Here is a 13,656-nt window from a genome sequence, read left to right on the forward strand (position 1 = left end):
CAGCGGATGCAGTATGCATTCGTCTTTATGTGACAATATTTCCTGAGAAATATTTCGAATTCCCGACAATTTTGACTGTCAGAAAGAAAAAAACGGATTTCGCGGTGAATGTGCATAATCCGTTTTTGAAATTATGTCAGTTTTTGCAGATCTTTTGTGCTGATGTATCCAGTTGCGCCGCCGTAATCGACAAGCGCCCAGCCGAAGTCAATGCCGCCGCCGGCAGTTTTTTTCCATCCTAAGAAAGAAACGCTCGTATTTTTAGCAAGGGAAGCTTTGACTGCTCGGTTTTCTGTATATACTTTAGTTTTTGCGGTCGTTTTTACGGTTGTTGCTGCTTTAACAATATAATGAGTAGATACAAATCCTGTTTTTCCGTTTTTATAATGAACTTTTGCCCAGTCAGCGTTCTGGAATGAAACGATTTTTAAGCTGTCGCCTAAATGAAGGACATCTGCTTTCGAGCTGACAGCCGATGCTTTTGTTCTGACGTTCAATGCTTCCGCGGAAACGAGATAAGAGTCAAGCGGATAGCTGTACAGATCGTCAATCTTGCCCGCTTCTTGCGCGTGTGTCTTGGGAAGAGGCGTTATTCCGAAAGCTGAAGCCGCTGATATTCCCGCTGCAAGGGTCAGGATGGATGCCGCTTTGGCTGTTTTCTTCATCTCTATCTCTCCTTTTACATCTTCTTTTCACGTTTTTCCGGAAATCTAAACATCGGACGGTTACTTTTGCGTTTGAAGTTTCAATGGGGCGGAAATGGTTTTTTTGATTTTTTCTCCTTTCAGCACTTGTTCCGCCGCTTCCGCCGCCAGTTTTCCGATCAGCTCCGGCTGCTGGGCGACCGTGGCTGTCAGCTTCCCGTTTTTAATGGAGGAAATCGCATCCTTATTTCCGTCAAAACCGACAACCAGAATGTGTTTGCCCGAGCTGTTGATCGCCTCGAGCGCACCGAGCGCCATTTCATCATTATGGGCGAACACGGCTTTGATGTCAGGGTGGCCCTGGAGCAGGTTTTCCATGACGGTCAATCCTTTTGTACGGTCAAAATCGGCCGCTTGCTTTGTTACGACATTCAGCTTTTTGTCGGCGATATGATGAAAGCCCGTACCGCGTTCCCGGGTCGCGGATGCGCCCGGAACTCCCTGCAATTCCGCGACTTTGGCGCCTTTTCCGAGCTGATCAGCGAGGTAGCCGGCCGCCATTTCTCCTCCTTTGACATTGTCAGAAGCGACAAGCGTTTCGACTTTGCCGTGTTCGGCTGAACGATCAAGCGCAATGACGGGAATGCTGAGGGAATTTGCAGATTCGACGGCGGTTGAAATCGCTGATGAATCGGTCGGATTGATCAGCAGCGCATCGACTCCCTGCTGGATCAGGTCTTCTACGTCATTCGACTGTTTTGATGAATCATTTTGGGCATCGACAATGATGACCTTCATGCCCCGTTTTTTGGCTTCTTTTACCACGCCGTCTTTTAATGAAACGAAGAACGGGTTGTTCAAAGTGGAGACGGAAAGTCCGAGTGTGAATTCTTTTTTATGTTTGGTGTTTGACGGTTTTGCCCATTGGGGCGGTTCAAGTGAACAGGCGGACAGCAAAAACAGTGATAATGCCGCAATCGCGATGATGGCCTTCTTCATCATGATCCTCCTACTATGCCGATTTTTTGCGGTCCAGCAGCACCGCAATTAAAATGACGATTCCTTTGACGACGAGCTGATAAAAAGACGATACGCCGAGAAGGTTCAAGCCGTTGTTCAGCGTTCCGATAATCAAAACCCCGATCAGCGTACCGATGATGCGTCCCCGTCCGCCGGACAGGCTCGTTCCGCCGAGTACGACCGCTGCGATAGCGTCCAGCTCGTATGATTCCCCGGCCGTCGGCTGTGCGGAATTTAAGCGTGATGTCAGAATCGCTCCGGCCAGCGCCGATAATAAACCTGTCAGAGAATAGATCATGATCTTGATGCGGGGCACTTTGATACCGGAAATCAGCGCCGCTTTCTCATTGCCGCCGATGGCGTATGTCCGGCGGCCGAACGGTGTTTTGTGCAGAAGAACCCATAGGGCCGCGAATGCAATCAGCATGGTAATGGCGGGTACGGGGATGCCGAGAAAATAACCGCGCCCGAATAATTGAAACGCGTCATTTGTACCGAGTCCCGTAATCGGATTTCCGTCCGTATAGACGAGGGTCAGTCCGCGAAAGACCGTCATTGTCGCCAAAGTGGCGATAAACGGAGCCATTTTTCCTTTTGTGATTAATAAACCGTTTATCATGCCGAGTACGGCGCCGATCACGCAGCCGATGATAACGGCTAAGATCGGGTCGATGCCTGATACCATCATACCGGCGATCATTGCGCTCGATAAGGCGAGGATGGCTCCGACAGAGAGATCAATGCCTCCCGTTAAAATGACAAACGTCATTCCGAAAGCGATCAGCGCGTTAATCGCAACCTGCCGAAGAAGGTTCAGAATATTGAGGGGTTCAAGAAAACTCGGGTTTAAAACGGAAACGATCAGCACAAGAATCAGTAAGCCGAGAAACGGACCGAGTTTTTGCGTAAAGGTATGAATGGAAAAACGCTTTTGTTCAATTGAAGTCATTGGTTCAGTTTTCATTCTGCTGCCCTCCCGTGGCAAGTGTCATGATGTGTTCTTGTGTTGCGCCGGCCGCATTGATTTCTCCATTGGTGCGTCCTTCATGGACGACGATAATTCTGTCACTCATGCCGAGAATTTCCGGCAGCTCGGAAGAAACCATGATGATGGCGACTCCGCGGTCGGTCAGCTCATTCATTAATGAATAGATCTCCCTTTTCGCGCCTACGTCGACGCCCCTTGTCGGTTCATCAAGGATGAGAACTTTTGGCCCGATTCCGATCCATTTGGCGATGACGACTTTCTGCTGATTTCCTCCGGATAGATGCCGCGCGGCGGTTTCCGGAGACGCGGTCTTAATGGTCAGCCGCTTGATCAGCAGCTCGACGAACTCCGCCTCGCGTTTTCGGTCAATGATGCCTTTCGGAGAAAAACTGGTCAGGTTCGGCAATGAGATGTTTTCACGAATGGACGTATCCAGAAGCAGTCCTTCATCTTTCCGGTTTTCTGTAATCAGGCCGAGTCCCTTGCGGATGGCATCAGCCGGACCCCGAATGCCGATTTTTCGGCCGGAAATCCAGATCTCTCCGGAATCGAGCCGGTCAATTCCAAACAGCGCTCTCATGATTTCTGTCCGTCCGGCACCCATTAAGCCGGAAACACCAAGGATTTCTCCGGCGCGCACATGGAAACTGACCTGTGAAAAGCTTCCTTTTTTTGAGGCGTTTTTCACTTCGAGCACCTTATCGCCGAGTGACGGCGTGCGTGTCGGATACCGATCAGTCAGCTCCCGGCCGACCATTTTTTTGACCACTTCATCAAAATTAGTATCTTTCAAATGCGCCGTATCGACAGTGAGACCGTCCCGCATAATGGTGATCCGGTCGCAAATTGAAAATATCTCTTCCATTCGGTGCGATATATAGACGATTGAAACGCCGTCTTGCTTTAACGCCGTCATTACGTCAAACAGCTTGCTGATTTCCCGTTCGGTCAGCGCCGCGGTCGGTTCGTCCATAATGATGACTTCGGCGTTTGTCATCAGCGCTTTAGCAATCTCAATCATCTGCTGCTGGCCGACGGAACATTGTCCGGCTTCCCGGTCAAGAGGCAGAGAGACTCCCAGTTTTTCAAGTTGTGATTTTGCTAGCGCTTTCATTTTCTTCGTTTCCAAAACACCGAATGCCGTCGTCAGCTCTTTGCCGATAAAGAGGTTTTCAAGCACCGTCATGTCCGGCCATATATTCAGCTCCTGATGGATAAAGGCGATTCCGTGCTTTTCGGCTTCTTTTGGATTGGAGAAGGTCATATTTGTTCCGTTTATCGTAATGTTTCCCTTATCGAGGCGGTGCAGCCCGGTGAGCAGGTTCATTAACGTCGATTTGCCCGCTCCGTTTTCTCCCATTAAAGCGTGGATTTCTCCCGGCAGAAGCTCAAATGAGACGCCGGAGAGCACTTGATTTTTCCCGAATGCTTTATGAATGTCTGTCATGCTGATGTGCATGCTGGATCCCTTCCTTCTAGAAAATCACTCCCGTCTGCAGGATGCAGTTGGCGTATGGTGTCATTTCACCCGTACGGATGACGGCTTTTGCTTTCTGTGTGAGCCGCTTGAATTCTTCGTGGGGCATGTACTCGATTGTCCGCTCTGAGAAATAGCTTTCTAGAAAACTTGCATTCTCAGGATTGGCGTCTTTGATTTCGGAGGCGGCTATCACCTTTTCGACTTCCATCTCCCCGGCCACCAGGCTGCTCACGTCCCGAAAGGCGGGAACGCCCGCCGTTAAGGACAAATCAATTTTAGGGACACCGTCTGGGACGGGGAGACCCGCATCGGCGATCGCGATGAGGTCTGTATGCCCGAGATCGGCTAATACTTTGTCAATGTGGCTGTTTAACATTCCGTGTTTCTTCATGACAGCAACTCCTCGACTGCTTTTCTGTCCGGCATACCGCCCTGGGCGCCGAAATGCTGCACGGATAGGGAGGCTGCGCGGTTGGCAAACAGAAGCGCTTGTTCGATGTCCTGTCCTTCCGCAAGTGCGACGGCAAGTGCCGCGTTAAAAGTATCACCGGCTCCCGTCGTGTCGACCGCTTCCGCAGGGAAGGCGGGAACGAGTCTCTCTGCAGTGCCGTCAGCATACCGCACGCCTTGTTTCCCTTCGGTAATGAACAGTTTGCCGGGATATCGGGCTAGCGCTTCTTCTTTCGTCCGGCCAGGAAATAAAATGGATGCTTCATGTTCGTTCGGCGTAAGATAAGCGGCATCCTCAATCGTTGATTGTTTCAGCGGACGGGCCGGCGCTGGATTAAGGATCACCGGAATTTGATGCTCGCGGCAGTAGCTGCACACTTCTTCAACGGTTTCTTCGGGGATCTCCTGCTGGATCAGCACGATATCAATGCCGGGAAGTTTCGCGAGCGCGCTTTTGGCATCAGCGGGGGAGATGTCATCGTTTGCGCCTTTTACGACGACGATGCTGTTATCTCCTTCTGCGAGCACAATATGAGCCGTTCCGCTTTTTTGGTGTGTAACCGTTTCCATATAGTCCGTATTGACACCGTTTGCCTGCAGGTTTTCAATAATCGCTTTTCCGTAGCTGTCACTGCCTACTTTCCCTACCATATATACGTCAGCTCCCAGGCGGGAAGCGGCTACGGCCTGATTTGCGCCTTTTCCCCCGGGCACGGTTTGAAAGTCTGCGCCCAGTACGGTTTCTCCCGCTTTCGGACGCCGTTCGGATGTGACGACAAGATCCATAGAACAGCTTCCGATAACACAAATTTCACTCACTTGTACTCATCCTTTCTCGTCGTTTGTCTTTCCATGTATGTGACTGGCATTTGAATGGACGTCTCTTTTGGCGGCTCTTTCTTTATTAATTGCAGCAGCAGGCTTGCCGCTCGTTTTCCCATCTCATATGCAGGCTGGCGGATGGTTGAAAGAGGCGGGAACAAGAGACTGCTATGCGGAATATCGTCGTATCCGATAATCTGAATCTCCTCGGGAACTTTTTTACCGAGCCGCAGCGCCTCATGAAGGACGGCCGCCGCCGCAATATCGTTGCTGGCAATGACGCCGTCAGTTTCCGGGAATGCGGCAAACAATTCTTCCGCTAAAATGGCGGCATCCTTGATGGAAAATGAAGCGGCGGAGATGACATTGAACTGCGCGCCCGCTTTTTGCAGCACGTCACGTGCGCCGTTAAAACGTTCCTGAGCGGTCGGAAGGCGGCCGGGGCCTTTGACGAGCGTGATGCTTGTGCTTTTGCCGCGGAGCATTTCCTCAGCCGCCCGTTTTCCGCCTGCCCGGCCGTCACTGAATACGGAAGGAGCGCCTTCTTTTGCCCGGTCCAGAAATACGACCGGGTAAAGGCTCCCGCTGTATTCGGGAAGATCGGGGTAATTGGTGGCCGCCAAAATTCCGGCAACTTGATTTTGTTTAAATGTCTGCAGATAGTCGAGCTCTTTTTCCAATTCCTCATCGCTGTTGTCGATCATCAGCCGGTACCCCTCCCGCTGCAATTCGTCTTCAGCGCCGCGGGCAAGCTGCGGGAAAAAGGGATTCGTAATATCCGGAAGCAAAAGTCCGACCAGTCTGGATTCTCTTTTATAAAGAGAACGGGCAACTTCATTCGGATAATAATTCAGCTTCTCCATGGCAAGCATGACCTTCGTTCTTGTATCTTCATGCACGTAGCCGTTGTCATTGAGGACACGCGAGACCGTGGCAACAGAGACGCCGGCAGCGCCTGCGACATCTTTAATCGTTGCCAACAAACACTCCTCCTCTATTTATGTAATCGTTTACATAAAAAGAGTATCACGAATATTTTCGCTTGGCAACAAAAAAAAAGAGGCCGGAGCCTCTATTCATTCACGGTACTGATTTGAGAGATGTTCACTTTGATATCAGGGACAATCTCTATGGAAGGATAGATCTCACGCCCAATTGAGATGCTTGCTCCGCTCGTTCAGATTGACTGAGGCTTGTTTGTTCATTTTGGCGATAGCCGCATAGGAATTCAGCTTGTCTTTCGGATATTCCAAGACACATGCATTCAGCTTTAAACGAATTTTCACTTTCAGATGCCGGCGGGGATCAGTAGCCATTCCTTTTTTATGCATTTTATAAATTAGAGGAATTTCGTGATGCTGCTTGCTGTTTTTCCATGAACTTCACAATTATGGATGAACTTTTCTTGAACGAATTAAAGATTTATTAAAATTATTTCAAAAGAGTGAGAAATGGCCTGTAAACGGTACGAAAGCAGATAGGCTTTCCGCATATAAAATGTATATTTCTTGTAAACACTCCGGACCCGTCTGTTTCTGTCATGTACAAGACATCCCGATAGTTATTTTGGAATGGGACTGACAGCAGAATACAGGGGAAAAATGAATGACTTTAAGACCTTATTCTTAACAAAACAGGAAGTCTGCATCCAGCGGACAAAGAGTCCGAGAACGTATGCGCAGTGCGGAAAACACTGGTATAAAAGGCTGGATAAGATGGATTATGATTGCATCTTTTTCTTACAGAACGTGAATAGTTCTATTAGTCCAAATAAATAGACGAAGGAAAATGTAAACGCTTTCATTTTTTCTAAAAAAAATCGAAGTAAGTTCTAAGTCCTGCCGATTCCCAGAAAAAGCAATTCGATAATAGGAAGAATAGCGTCACTAATAGAGAAGTTTGGCTCAGTGAAAGCGGAAAGATTATGTTACATAATGCCGATTGAGAATTCATAGTGAAGCTATATACTGATGAATGAATTTATCAATACAGAAGGAGATGTCAAAAATCAATGTGGTTACTCATTATAGCCTGTGCTGCCGTACTAATCATCGGAATCATTGAAAAAAGGCGGCATCAGAAGAATATCGATGCTCTGCCAGTACGCGTCAATATTAATGGTATCCGCGGAAAGTCAACCGTAACGAGGCTGACAACCGGAATACTGATGGAGGCGGGCTACAAAACAGTCGGAAAAACGACGGGAACAGATGCAAGGATGATCTATTGGGATACACCTGAGGAGAAACCGATCAAACGGAAACCGCAGGGCCCGAATATCGGCGAGCAAAAAGAAGTAATGAAGGAAACCGTTGAACGGGGCGCCAATGCCATTGTCAGTGAATGTATGGCGGTAAACCCGGATTATCAGATTATCTTTCAGGAAGAGCTCCTTCAAGCCAACATCGGCGTCATCGTGAATGTGCTTGAAGACCATATGGACGTTATGGGGCCGACGCTTGATGAAATCGCTGAAGCTTTTACCGCGACGATTCCTTATAACGGCCATCTTGTGATTACAGACAGTGAATACACAGATTTCTTTAAAGAAAAAGCCGCAGAGCGAAATACTGAAGTCATTATTGCGGATAACTCTAAAATTACTGATGAATACCTGCGGAAATTCGAATATATGGTCTTTCCTGATAACGCTTCACTTGCGCTCGGCGTTGCCCAGGCTCTTGGTATAGATGAAGAAACGGCGTTTAAAGGCATGCTGAATGCGCCGCCTGATCCAGGCGCCATGAGAATTCTGCCGCTGCTCAGCACAAAAGAGCCCGGTCATTTCGTAAATGGCTTTGCCGCAAATGATGCATCTTCTACTTTGAATATATGGAAACGTGTAAAGGAAATCGGCTATCCGACAGATGAACCGATCGTCATCATGAACTGCCGCGCCGACCGCGTGGACAGAACGATTCAGTTTGCCAATGACGTGCTTCCGTACATTAAAACGAAGGAACTCATTCTCATCGGCGAGACGACAGAACCGATCGTCAAAGCTTATGAAGAAGGCAAGATTCCTGCCGATACCCTGCACGATCTCGAATATAAATCAACAGACGAAATCATGGACGTGCTGAAAACAAGAATGCAAAACCGTGTCATATATGGCGTCGGCAACATCCACGGTTCAGCGGAACCATTAATTGAAAAAATCCAAGAGTATAAGGTGAAACAGCTCGTTAGCTAGGAGGAAAAGGATAAATGTTCGGATCAGATTTATATATCTCACTTATTTTAGGCGTGTTAATCAGTTTAATTTTTGCGAAAAAAACAGGTATCGTACCTGCCGGGTTAGTCGTACCGGGTTATTTAGGGCTCGTTTTTAACCAGCCGGTCTTTATTTTACTCGTATTGTTAGTGAGTCTTCTTACATACGTGATCGTCAAATACGGTTTATCAAGATTTATGATTTTATACGGACGCAGAAAATTCGCAGCTATGCTGATTACGGGAATCTGCTTAAAAATCGCTCTGGATTTTCTCTACCCGATCGTACCGTTTGAGATATCAGAATTCCGCGGAATCGGTATCATTGTACCGGGTCTGATCGCCAATACCATTCAGAAACAGGGATTAACGATTACATTTGCCAGCACGCTGTTTTTAAGCGGCGCAACTTTTGCCATTATGTTTGCTTACTACTTAATCTAATGTAAGGTGTGTCAAACGATGAAAAAACAATTAAGCTTTCAAGAGAAACTGCTGAAGCTGACCAAACAGCAGAAAAAGAAAACCAATCTTCACGTTTTTATCGCACTGCCGATCGTCTTTTGCCTGATGTTCATCTGCATTCTGACAGGGAAGGCGGAGACGCCGAGTGTGAAAAGAAATGCCGATGACCTTGTATCAGCCTCGTTCGTCGGAGATATTATGATGGGCCGGAATGTGGAGAAAGTGACAAAGCATAACGGAACGGAAAGCGTCTTCCGCTACGCAAAGCCATTTTTTGAAGCATCTGACTATGTGTCGGGAAACTTTGAAAACCCGGTTACATATAAAAAGAACTACAAAGAAGCAGACAAAAATATTCACCTTCAGTCAGACAAAGATGCCGTAAAAGTATTGAAGGACACGAATTTCACCGTTCTGACGGCAGCCAACAACCATGCGATGGATTACGGCCCTCAAGGAATGCGGGATACTGTTGAAGAATTTTCTAAGCAGAACCTTGAACTTGTCGGTGCGGGCCTGACGCTTAAAGAGGCCGAGCAAAACATTTCATATCAAGATGTAAACGGAATCAAAATTGCAACACTGGGATTCACCGATGTTTCCGGAAAAGGCTTTGCAGCTAAACGAAATGCGCCGGGTGTGCTTCCGGCCGATCCTGAGCTGTTCATTCCGATGATTTCCAAAGCCAAAAAGAAAGCCGATCTTGTCATTGTTCAAACACACTGGGGACAGGAATACGATAATGATCCGAATGACAGACAGCGCCAGTTGGCAAGAGCAATGTCGGATGCCGGAGCGGATATCATCGTCGGGCACCATCCGCACGTGCTTGAACCGATCGAAATGTACCACGGCACCGTTATTTTCTACAGCCTGGGCAACTTCGTATTTGACCAGGGATGGACAAGAACGAGAGACACGGCGCTTGTACAATATCATTTGCAGAAAAACGGCACGGGACGCTTTGAAGTCACGCCGATGAACATTCATGAAGCGACGCCTGCGCCGGTTAAAAAAGGCAGCATCAATCATAAAACAATCATACGCGAACTGACGAAAGAATCGAATTTCAAGTGGAGCGTCAAGGACGGAAAGTTAACGTTTGATGTGGACCACAGCAATATCTTAAAAAAGAAAGCGGAGGGAAAAACAAATGAAAATCATTAAAGCCGGATGGCCGTTTGCCGCGATCATTATGGTATTTATGTTTATGTCAGCTTTTAAATACAATGATCAGCTCACAGATCAGGAAAAACAAAAAATTGACACGGAAATGCAAAAAATTCAGCAAGAGGACACAGCGGGCGCAAAATAAGCGCATGATTCCGCTTGCCGGCATATTGTTTGCACCGAATCCAGTAAAGAATGCCCATATCGGGCATTCTTTTTTTATGCTCTCTAAACATTTGTTAAAAGTTACCGATGTAAAAACTACTAAAAATAAGGAGAGTGAACAAAAAACATGCTCACAAGCTGGAGGAAGTACATCCTTGCCGGCCTTATGATTTGTCTTGTGGCACCTGCAGTAACGAGAACGGAGATTGCTGAAGCGGATTCTCAAGTTTCTGTCCTGATTGTTTCAGATGCACAAAAACTTGTCGGAAATAAATATGTTTACGGAGGCGAAGAGCCTGAGGACGGTTTTGATCCGTCCGGATTGATCCATTATCTTTTCAGCAGACAGAACATCCATCTGCCGAGAACGGTCAGTGATCAATGGAAAGTCGGAGCTGCCGTCAAAGACAATGACCTTTTACCGGGAGATATTGTTTTTTTCAAAAAGTCGGATTCAACAAAAAACACGCCCGTCCAAGATGGTCTTTATATCGGAAACGGAGAGATGATACACAGTTCTCCGTCAGAAGGTGTGACGATCACGCGCTTTCAAAAAAGCAGTTATTGGATGAATTTATATCTTGGCGCGAGACGGATTAAAAAAGATCCGGAGCTGGCTGATAATCCGATCGTTCAGGAGGCGGCCCGTTATCTCGACATTTCGTATGTATTCGGCGGAAGCACGCCTGAAACGGGTTTCGACTGTTCAGGGCTTGTCCAATATGTTTTCGAAAACAAGCTTCACATTTACCTGCCGAGATCTGCGGAGCAACAGTGGCTGGTCGGTGAGAAAATCAAATTGAGCGACATAAAGCCCGGGGACGTGATTTATTTCAGCGACACCTATAAAAAAGGAATTTCCCATGCGGGCATTTATGCGGGAGAAGGAAGATTCATCCAAGCGAGCCGCTCCGAAAAAGTCACCATTTCTTATTTGGCGGAAGATTATTGGAAAAAGCATTTTACAGGAGTGCGCCGATTCAGCAACCTGACTATTTCTAAAGATAATCCCGTTGTGTCAACAGCGGCTGATCATATCGGAATTTCTTATCTGAAAGGCGGCGTTTCACCGGAAACCGGCTTTGATACCGCCGGATTTGTTCAATACGTCTATCAAAAAGCGAAAGGAATCAGCCTGCCGCGTTACGCTGACAAGCAGATGCAGGCGGGCGCTCCGGTCGATAAACAGGATCTGAAGCCCGGCGATCTGGTCTTCTTTAAAGCGGAGAGCTTAAATCCGGCCATTTACATCGGGAACGGACAAGTGATTCATGTCACTGTGTCCGCAGGCGTAACCATAACAAATATGAATACAAGCGCTTATTGGAAGGACAAATATGCTGGCAGCATCCGGCTCCCATAAAAAAAGACGTCAGAGAGTGTCTCTGACGTCTTTTTCTTTTACCGTTTCGGGGCTCTGAATCCGGCCGCTTCCGCTTCTTCTACAGAACAGAACATTTCCACTGGATCTGTCGTCCGATCGTAGTATGTACTTCCCGGCGTGTGATAAATGCCGTTTCGGCTGCCTTTAATGTCGCATCCCTGTGAGGTGTCGGCTGCTTTCGTCCCGGCATGTCCGCCGGAGGAAGGGGCGGTATTTTGCGCCGTTTCCGTGTGCTCGGATGTTTTTGTTTCTTCTTTTTGCCGCTTTAATGTTTTATTTTCTGATTGAAGCGTTTTAGCGGTCTTTTCGAGTTTCTTTTGTGAATTTTTTAATTTCTCGTTGTCTTGTTTGAGTGATTTATTTGTTTTTTTCAGCTCGTTTATTTCTTGGCTGAGTTCGCTGAGTTTTTTTTCATTGCCTGCTTCGGCTTCGGATTTCTCTTTTTCAGCCGCGGCACTGATGCTTTCATATTTTTTCTCAAGCGCTTGGTGGTCCTTCGTTAATTTTTGATAGGCCGTATCAAGGGTGCTGTATTTCTGCTCTGCCTTTGCAGCCGCGGCGTCCGGCTCTGTGAGGGAGGCGCCTGTCAGGAGCAAGATCAGCCCGCCGATGAGAAGGGGCCAAAACAGCTTTTTTGAAAAACGTTTTTCTTTTTTTGCCGCTTTGCATATGAGATGGAATATTCCGTATCCAAGTGCGAAGAGAAAAGCCAAAAATCCAATAATAGCGATTGCATTCGACATAATAACGCTCCTTTTTTCTTTATTTTACAATTTATTTTCAATTTTGGAAATTGCTTTTTAGAAAACATGAAAAAGCCAGGTCGTGAAAGACCTGGCTTTTGACGGACGGATTTTTTATTGTTCGTTGTCGAGAAGCCGGTTGATGAAATGGGCAACGCCGTTTTCATCGTTGCTTTTTGTAATATACGTGCTTTTTTCCTTCAGTTCATCAATCGCGTTGCCCATGGCAATGCGGTTTCCGGCTGCTTCAAACATGGAGAAATCATTCGGGCTGTCGCCGATGGCGTAAATATCCTGTTTTTCAATTCCGTACAGTGAGGCAAGCTCCGTCAGGGCCCGTCCTTTACCGGAACCGGCAGGGAGGATTTCGATGATGTGTTTTCCGGAAGAAGTCTGGGATAATTTCGGATGGTGTGTAATTTCTTCTTTGGCGTTTTTCAGTTTTTCCATATCAAAAGAGAAGCAAAGAAGCTTGTAAATATGTTCGTCTCCGTTAAAAATCGCCTGTATATCCTGCACGGGTTTGATGCCGAATTGTTTGAACTGCGTCTTTGCGCCCTCCCATAATGTCTGAATATCTTCCTTTGGGTTGGCGCTTTTCAGAATGTCCAATTCTGCCTGCAATTTGGACTCGCCGTCAAACGGGGACAGCAGGTGATGATCTGTATAAACCTCGAAGTAAATGTCTTTTCCCGTTAAATAAGCGGCGATATCCTTACCGGCCTGCTGATCCATTAAGAGCCGGCTGACGAGCCGGTATCCTTTGTCGTGAACCGTCCCGCCGTTTGCCGCAATGATCGGAATATCCAAATCTTCCAGGAGTGATTTTACATCAAAAGTGGCTCTGCCCGTGCAGATGGCCACAAGAACGCCCGCTTCATCCGCTCTTTGTAAAGCCGCTCTGTTTTCCGGAGAAATCACACTGTCCGAGTTCAGTAATGTGCCGTCTAAGTCAATGGCTATCAATTTCATATGTATGGATGCCCTCCTTAAAAATAAAGCTGCTTCCTGTAGTATGTTCAGCTTTTTGCGAAATCAGCAGAAAGCCGTCAATTAAAAGGCTATACCTTCATGCCCTATTTTTCAACAGAAAAACGGCGGGGATTCTGAAA

At 47.2% G+C, this 13,656-nt stretch carries 14 protein-coding genes and 1 pseudogene; 5 read left to right on the forward strand and 10 right to left on the reverse strand.

Annotated elements, in window-relative coordinates:
- Window positions 1-131: 131 nt before the first annotated feature.
- The 8 genes and pseudogenes from AUL54_RS13030 to AUL54_RS21350 form a co-directional block, all read right to left on the reverse strand.
- Entirely contained in the window at window positions 132-665 is a 534-nt protein-coding gene (locus AUL54_RS13030) for an SH3 domain-containing protein (protein ID WP_060964105.1), read from the reverse strand.
- A gap of 60 nt (window positions 666-725) precedes the next feature.
- Window positions 726-1,643 (reverse strand): ribose ABC transporter substrate-binding protein RbsB, encoded by a 918-nt coding sequence (gene rbsB, locus AUL54_RS13035; RefSeq protein ID WP_060964106.1) that lies wholly within the window; start codon window positions 1,641-1,643, stop codon window positions 726-728.
- A 13-nt stretch (window positions 1,644-1,656) separates the two neighbouring features.
- Complete coding sequence (gene rbsC / locus AUL54_RS13040; RefSeq protein WP_420913149.1) at window positions 1,657-2,613, reverse strand: ribose ABC transporter permease RbsC; 957 nt, start codon at window positions 2,611-2,613, stop codon at window positions 1,657-1,659.
- Between the two features lie 4 nt (window positions 2,614-2,617).
- The gene (locus AUL54_RS13045) at window positions 2,618-4,111 is read right to left on the reverse strand and encodes a sugar ABC transporter ATP-binding protein (RefSeq protein WP_060964108.1); all 1,494 of its coding nucleotides are present in this window, start codon (window positions 4,109-4,111) and stop codon (window positions 2,618-2,620) included.
- A 16-nt stretch (window positions 4,112-4,127) separates the two neighbouring features.
- A complete protein-coding gene (rbsD, locus tag AUL54_RS13050) occupies window positions 4,128-4,523 on the reverse strand; it encodes a D-ribose pyranase (protein WP_060964109.1) in 396 nt (131 codons plus the stop codon).
- Window positions 4,520-5,401, reverse strand: a complete 882-nt coding sequence (gene rbsK, locus AUL54_RS13055) for a ribokinase (RefSeq protein WP_060964110.1) — start codon at window positions 5,399-5,401, stop codon at window positions 4,520-4,522. Before rbsK ends, rbsD begins: the two co-directional genes overlap by 4 nt.
- Window positions 5,398-6,384: a LacI family DNA-binding transcriptional regulator gene (locus AUL54_RS13060; RefSeq protein ID WP_060964111.1), complete on the reverse strand. Its 987-nt coding sequence runs from the start codon at window positions 6,382-6,384 to the stop codon at window positions 5,398-5,400. Before AUL54_RS13060 ends, rbsK begins: the two co-directional genes overlap by 4 nt.
- A 92-nt stretch (window positions 6,385-6,476) precedes the next feature.
- A pseudogene (locus AUL54_RS21350) lies at window positions 6,477-6,714 on the reverse strand (Ger(x)C family spore germination protein); the annotation flags it as partial.
- Window positions 6,715-7,415: 701 nt separating this feature from the next.
- Between AUL54_RS21350 and pgsB the strand changes: the two are divergent.
- The 5 genes from pgsB to AUL54_RS13085 all read left to right on the forward strand — a co-directional run bounded on the left by pgsB (window position 7,416) and on the right by AUL54_RS13085 (window position 11,780).
- Window positions 7,416-8,597, forward strand: coding sequence for a poly-gamma-glutamate synthase PgsB (pgsB, locus tag AUL54_RS13070; RefSeq protein ID WP_016937732.1), 1,182 nt, complete (start codon window positions 7,416-7,418; stop codon window positions 8,595-8,597).
- Window positions 8,598-8,611: 14 nt separating this feature from the next.
- Window positions 8,612-9,061 carry a poly-gamma-glutamate biosynthesis protein PgsC gene (pgsC, locus tag AUL54_RS13075; RefSeq protein ID WP_060964113.1) on the forward strand — a complete coding sequence of 150 codons (450 nt, stop codon included), beginning with the start codon at window positions 8,612-8,614 and terminating at the stop codon, window positions 9,059-9,061.
- An 18-nt stretch (window positions 9,062-9,079) separates the two neighbouring features.
- Window positions 9,080-10,249, forward strand: coding sequence for a CapA family protein (locus tag AUL54_RS13080; protein ID WP_060964114.1), 1,170 nt, complete (start codon window positions 9,080-9,082; stop codon window positions 10,247-10,249).
- On the forward strand, window positions 10,236-10,397 hold the full coding sequence (locus AUL54_RS21220; RefSeq protein ID WP_003151344.1) for an extrachromosomal elements maintenance protein EdmS: 162 nt from the start codon (window positions 10,236-10,238) through the stop codon (window positions 10,395-10,397). Before AUL54_RS13080 ends, AUL54_RS21220 begins: the two co-directional genes overlap by 14 nt.
- A 147-nt stretch (window positions 10,398-10,544) precedes the next feature.
- Window positions 10,545-11,780, forward strand: a complete 1,236-nt coding sequence (locus AUL54_RS13085) for a C40 family peptidase (protein WP_060964115.1) — start codon at window positions 10,545-10,547, stop codon at window positions 11,778-11,780.
- A 38-nt stretch (window positions 11,781-11,818) separates the two neighbouring features.
- On the opposite strand, the gene AUL54_RS13090 is transcribed toward AUL54_RS13085, so the two are convergent.
- Together AUL54_RS13090 and AUL54_RS13095 are read right to left on the reverse strand one after the other, a co-directional pair.
- Complete coding sequence (locus AUL54_RS13090; protein ID WP_060964116.1) at window positions 11,819-12,544, reverse strand: sunset domain-containing protein; 726 nt, start codon at window positions 12,542-12,544, stop codon at window positions 11,819-11,821.
- A gap of 114 nt (window positions 12,545-12,658) precedes the next feature.
- Window positions 12,659-13,516, reverse strand: a complete 858-nt coding sequence (locus AUL54_RS13095; protein WP_016937736.1) for a Cof-type HAD-IIB family hydrolase — start codon at window positions 13,514-13,516, stop codon at window positions 12,659-12,661.
- Window positions 13,517-13,656 lie beyond the last annotated feature (140 nt).

The sequence above is a fragment of the Bacillus sp. SDLI1 genome (assembly GCF_001553895.1).
Lineage (GTDB): Bacteria > Bacillota > Bacilli > Bacillales > Bacillaceae > Bacillus > Bacillus siamensis.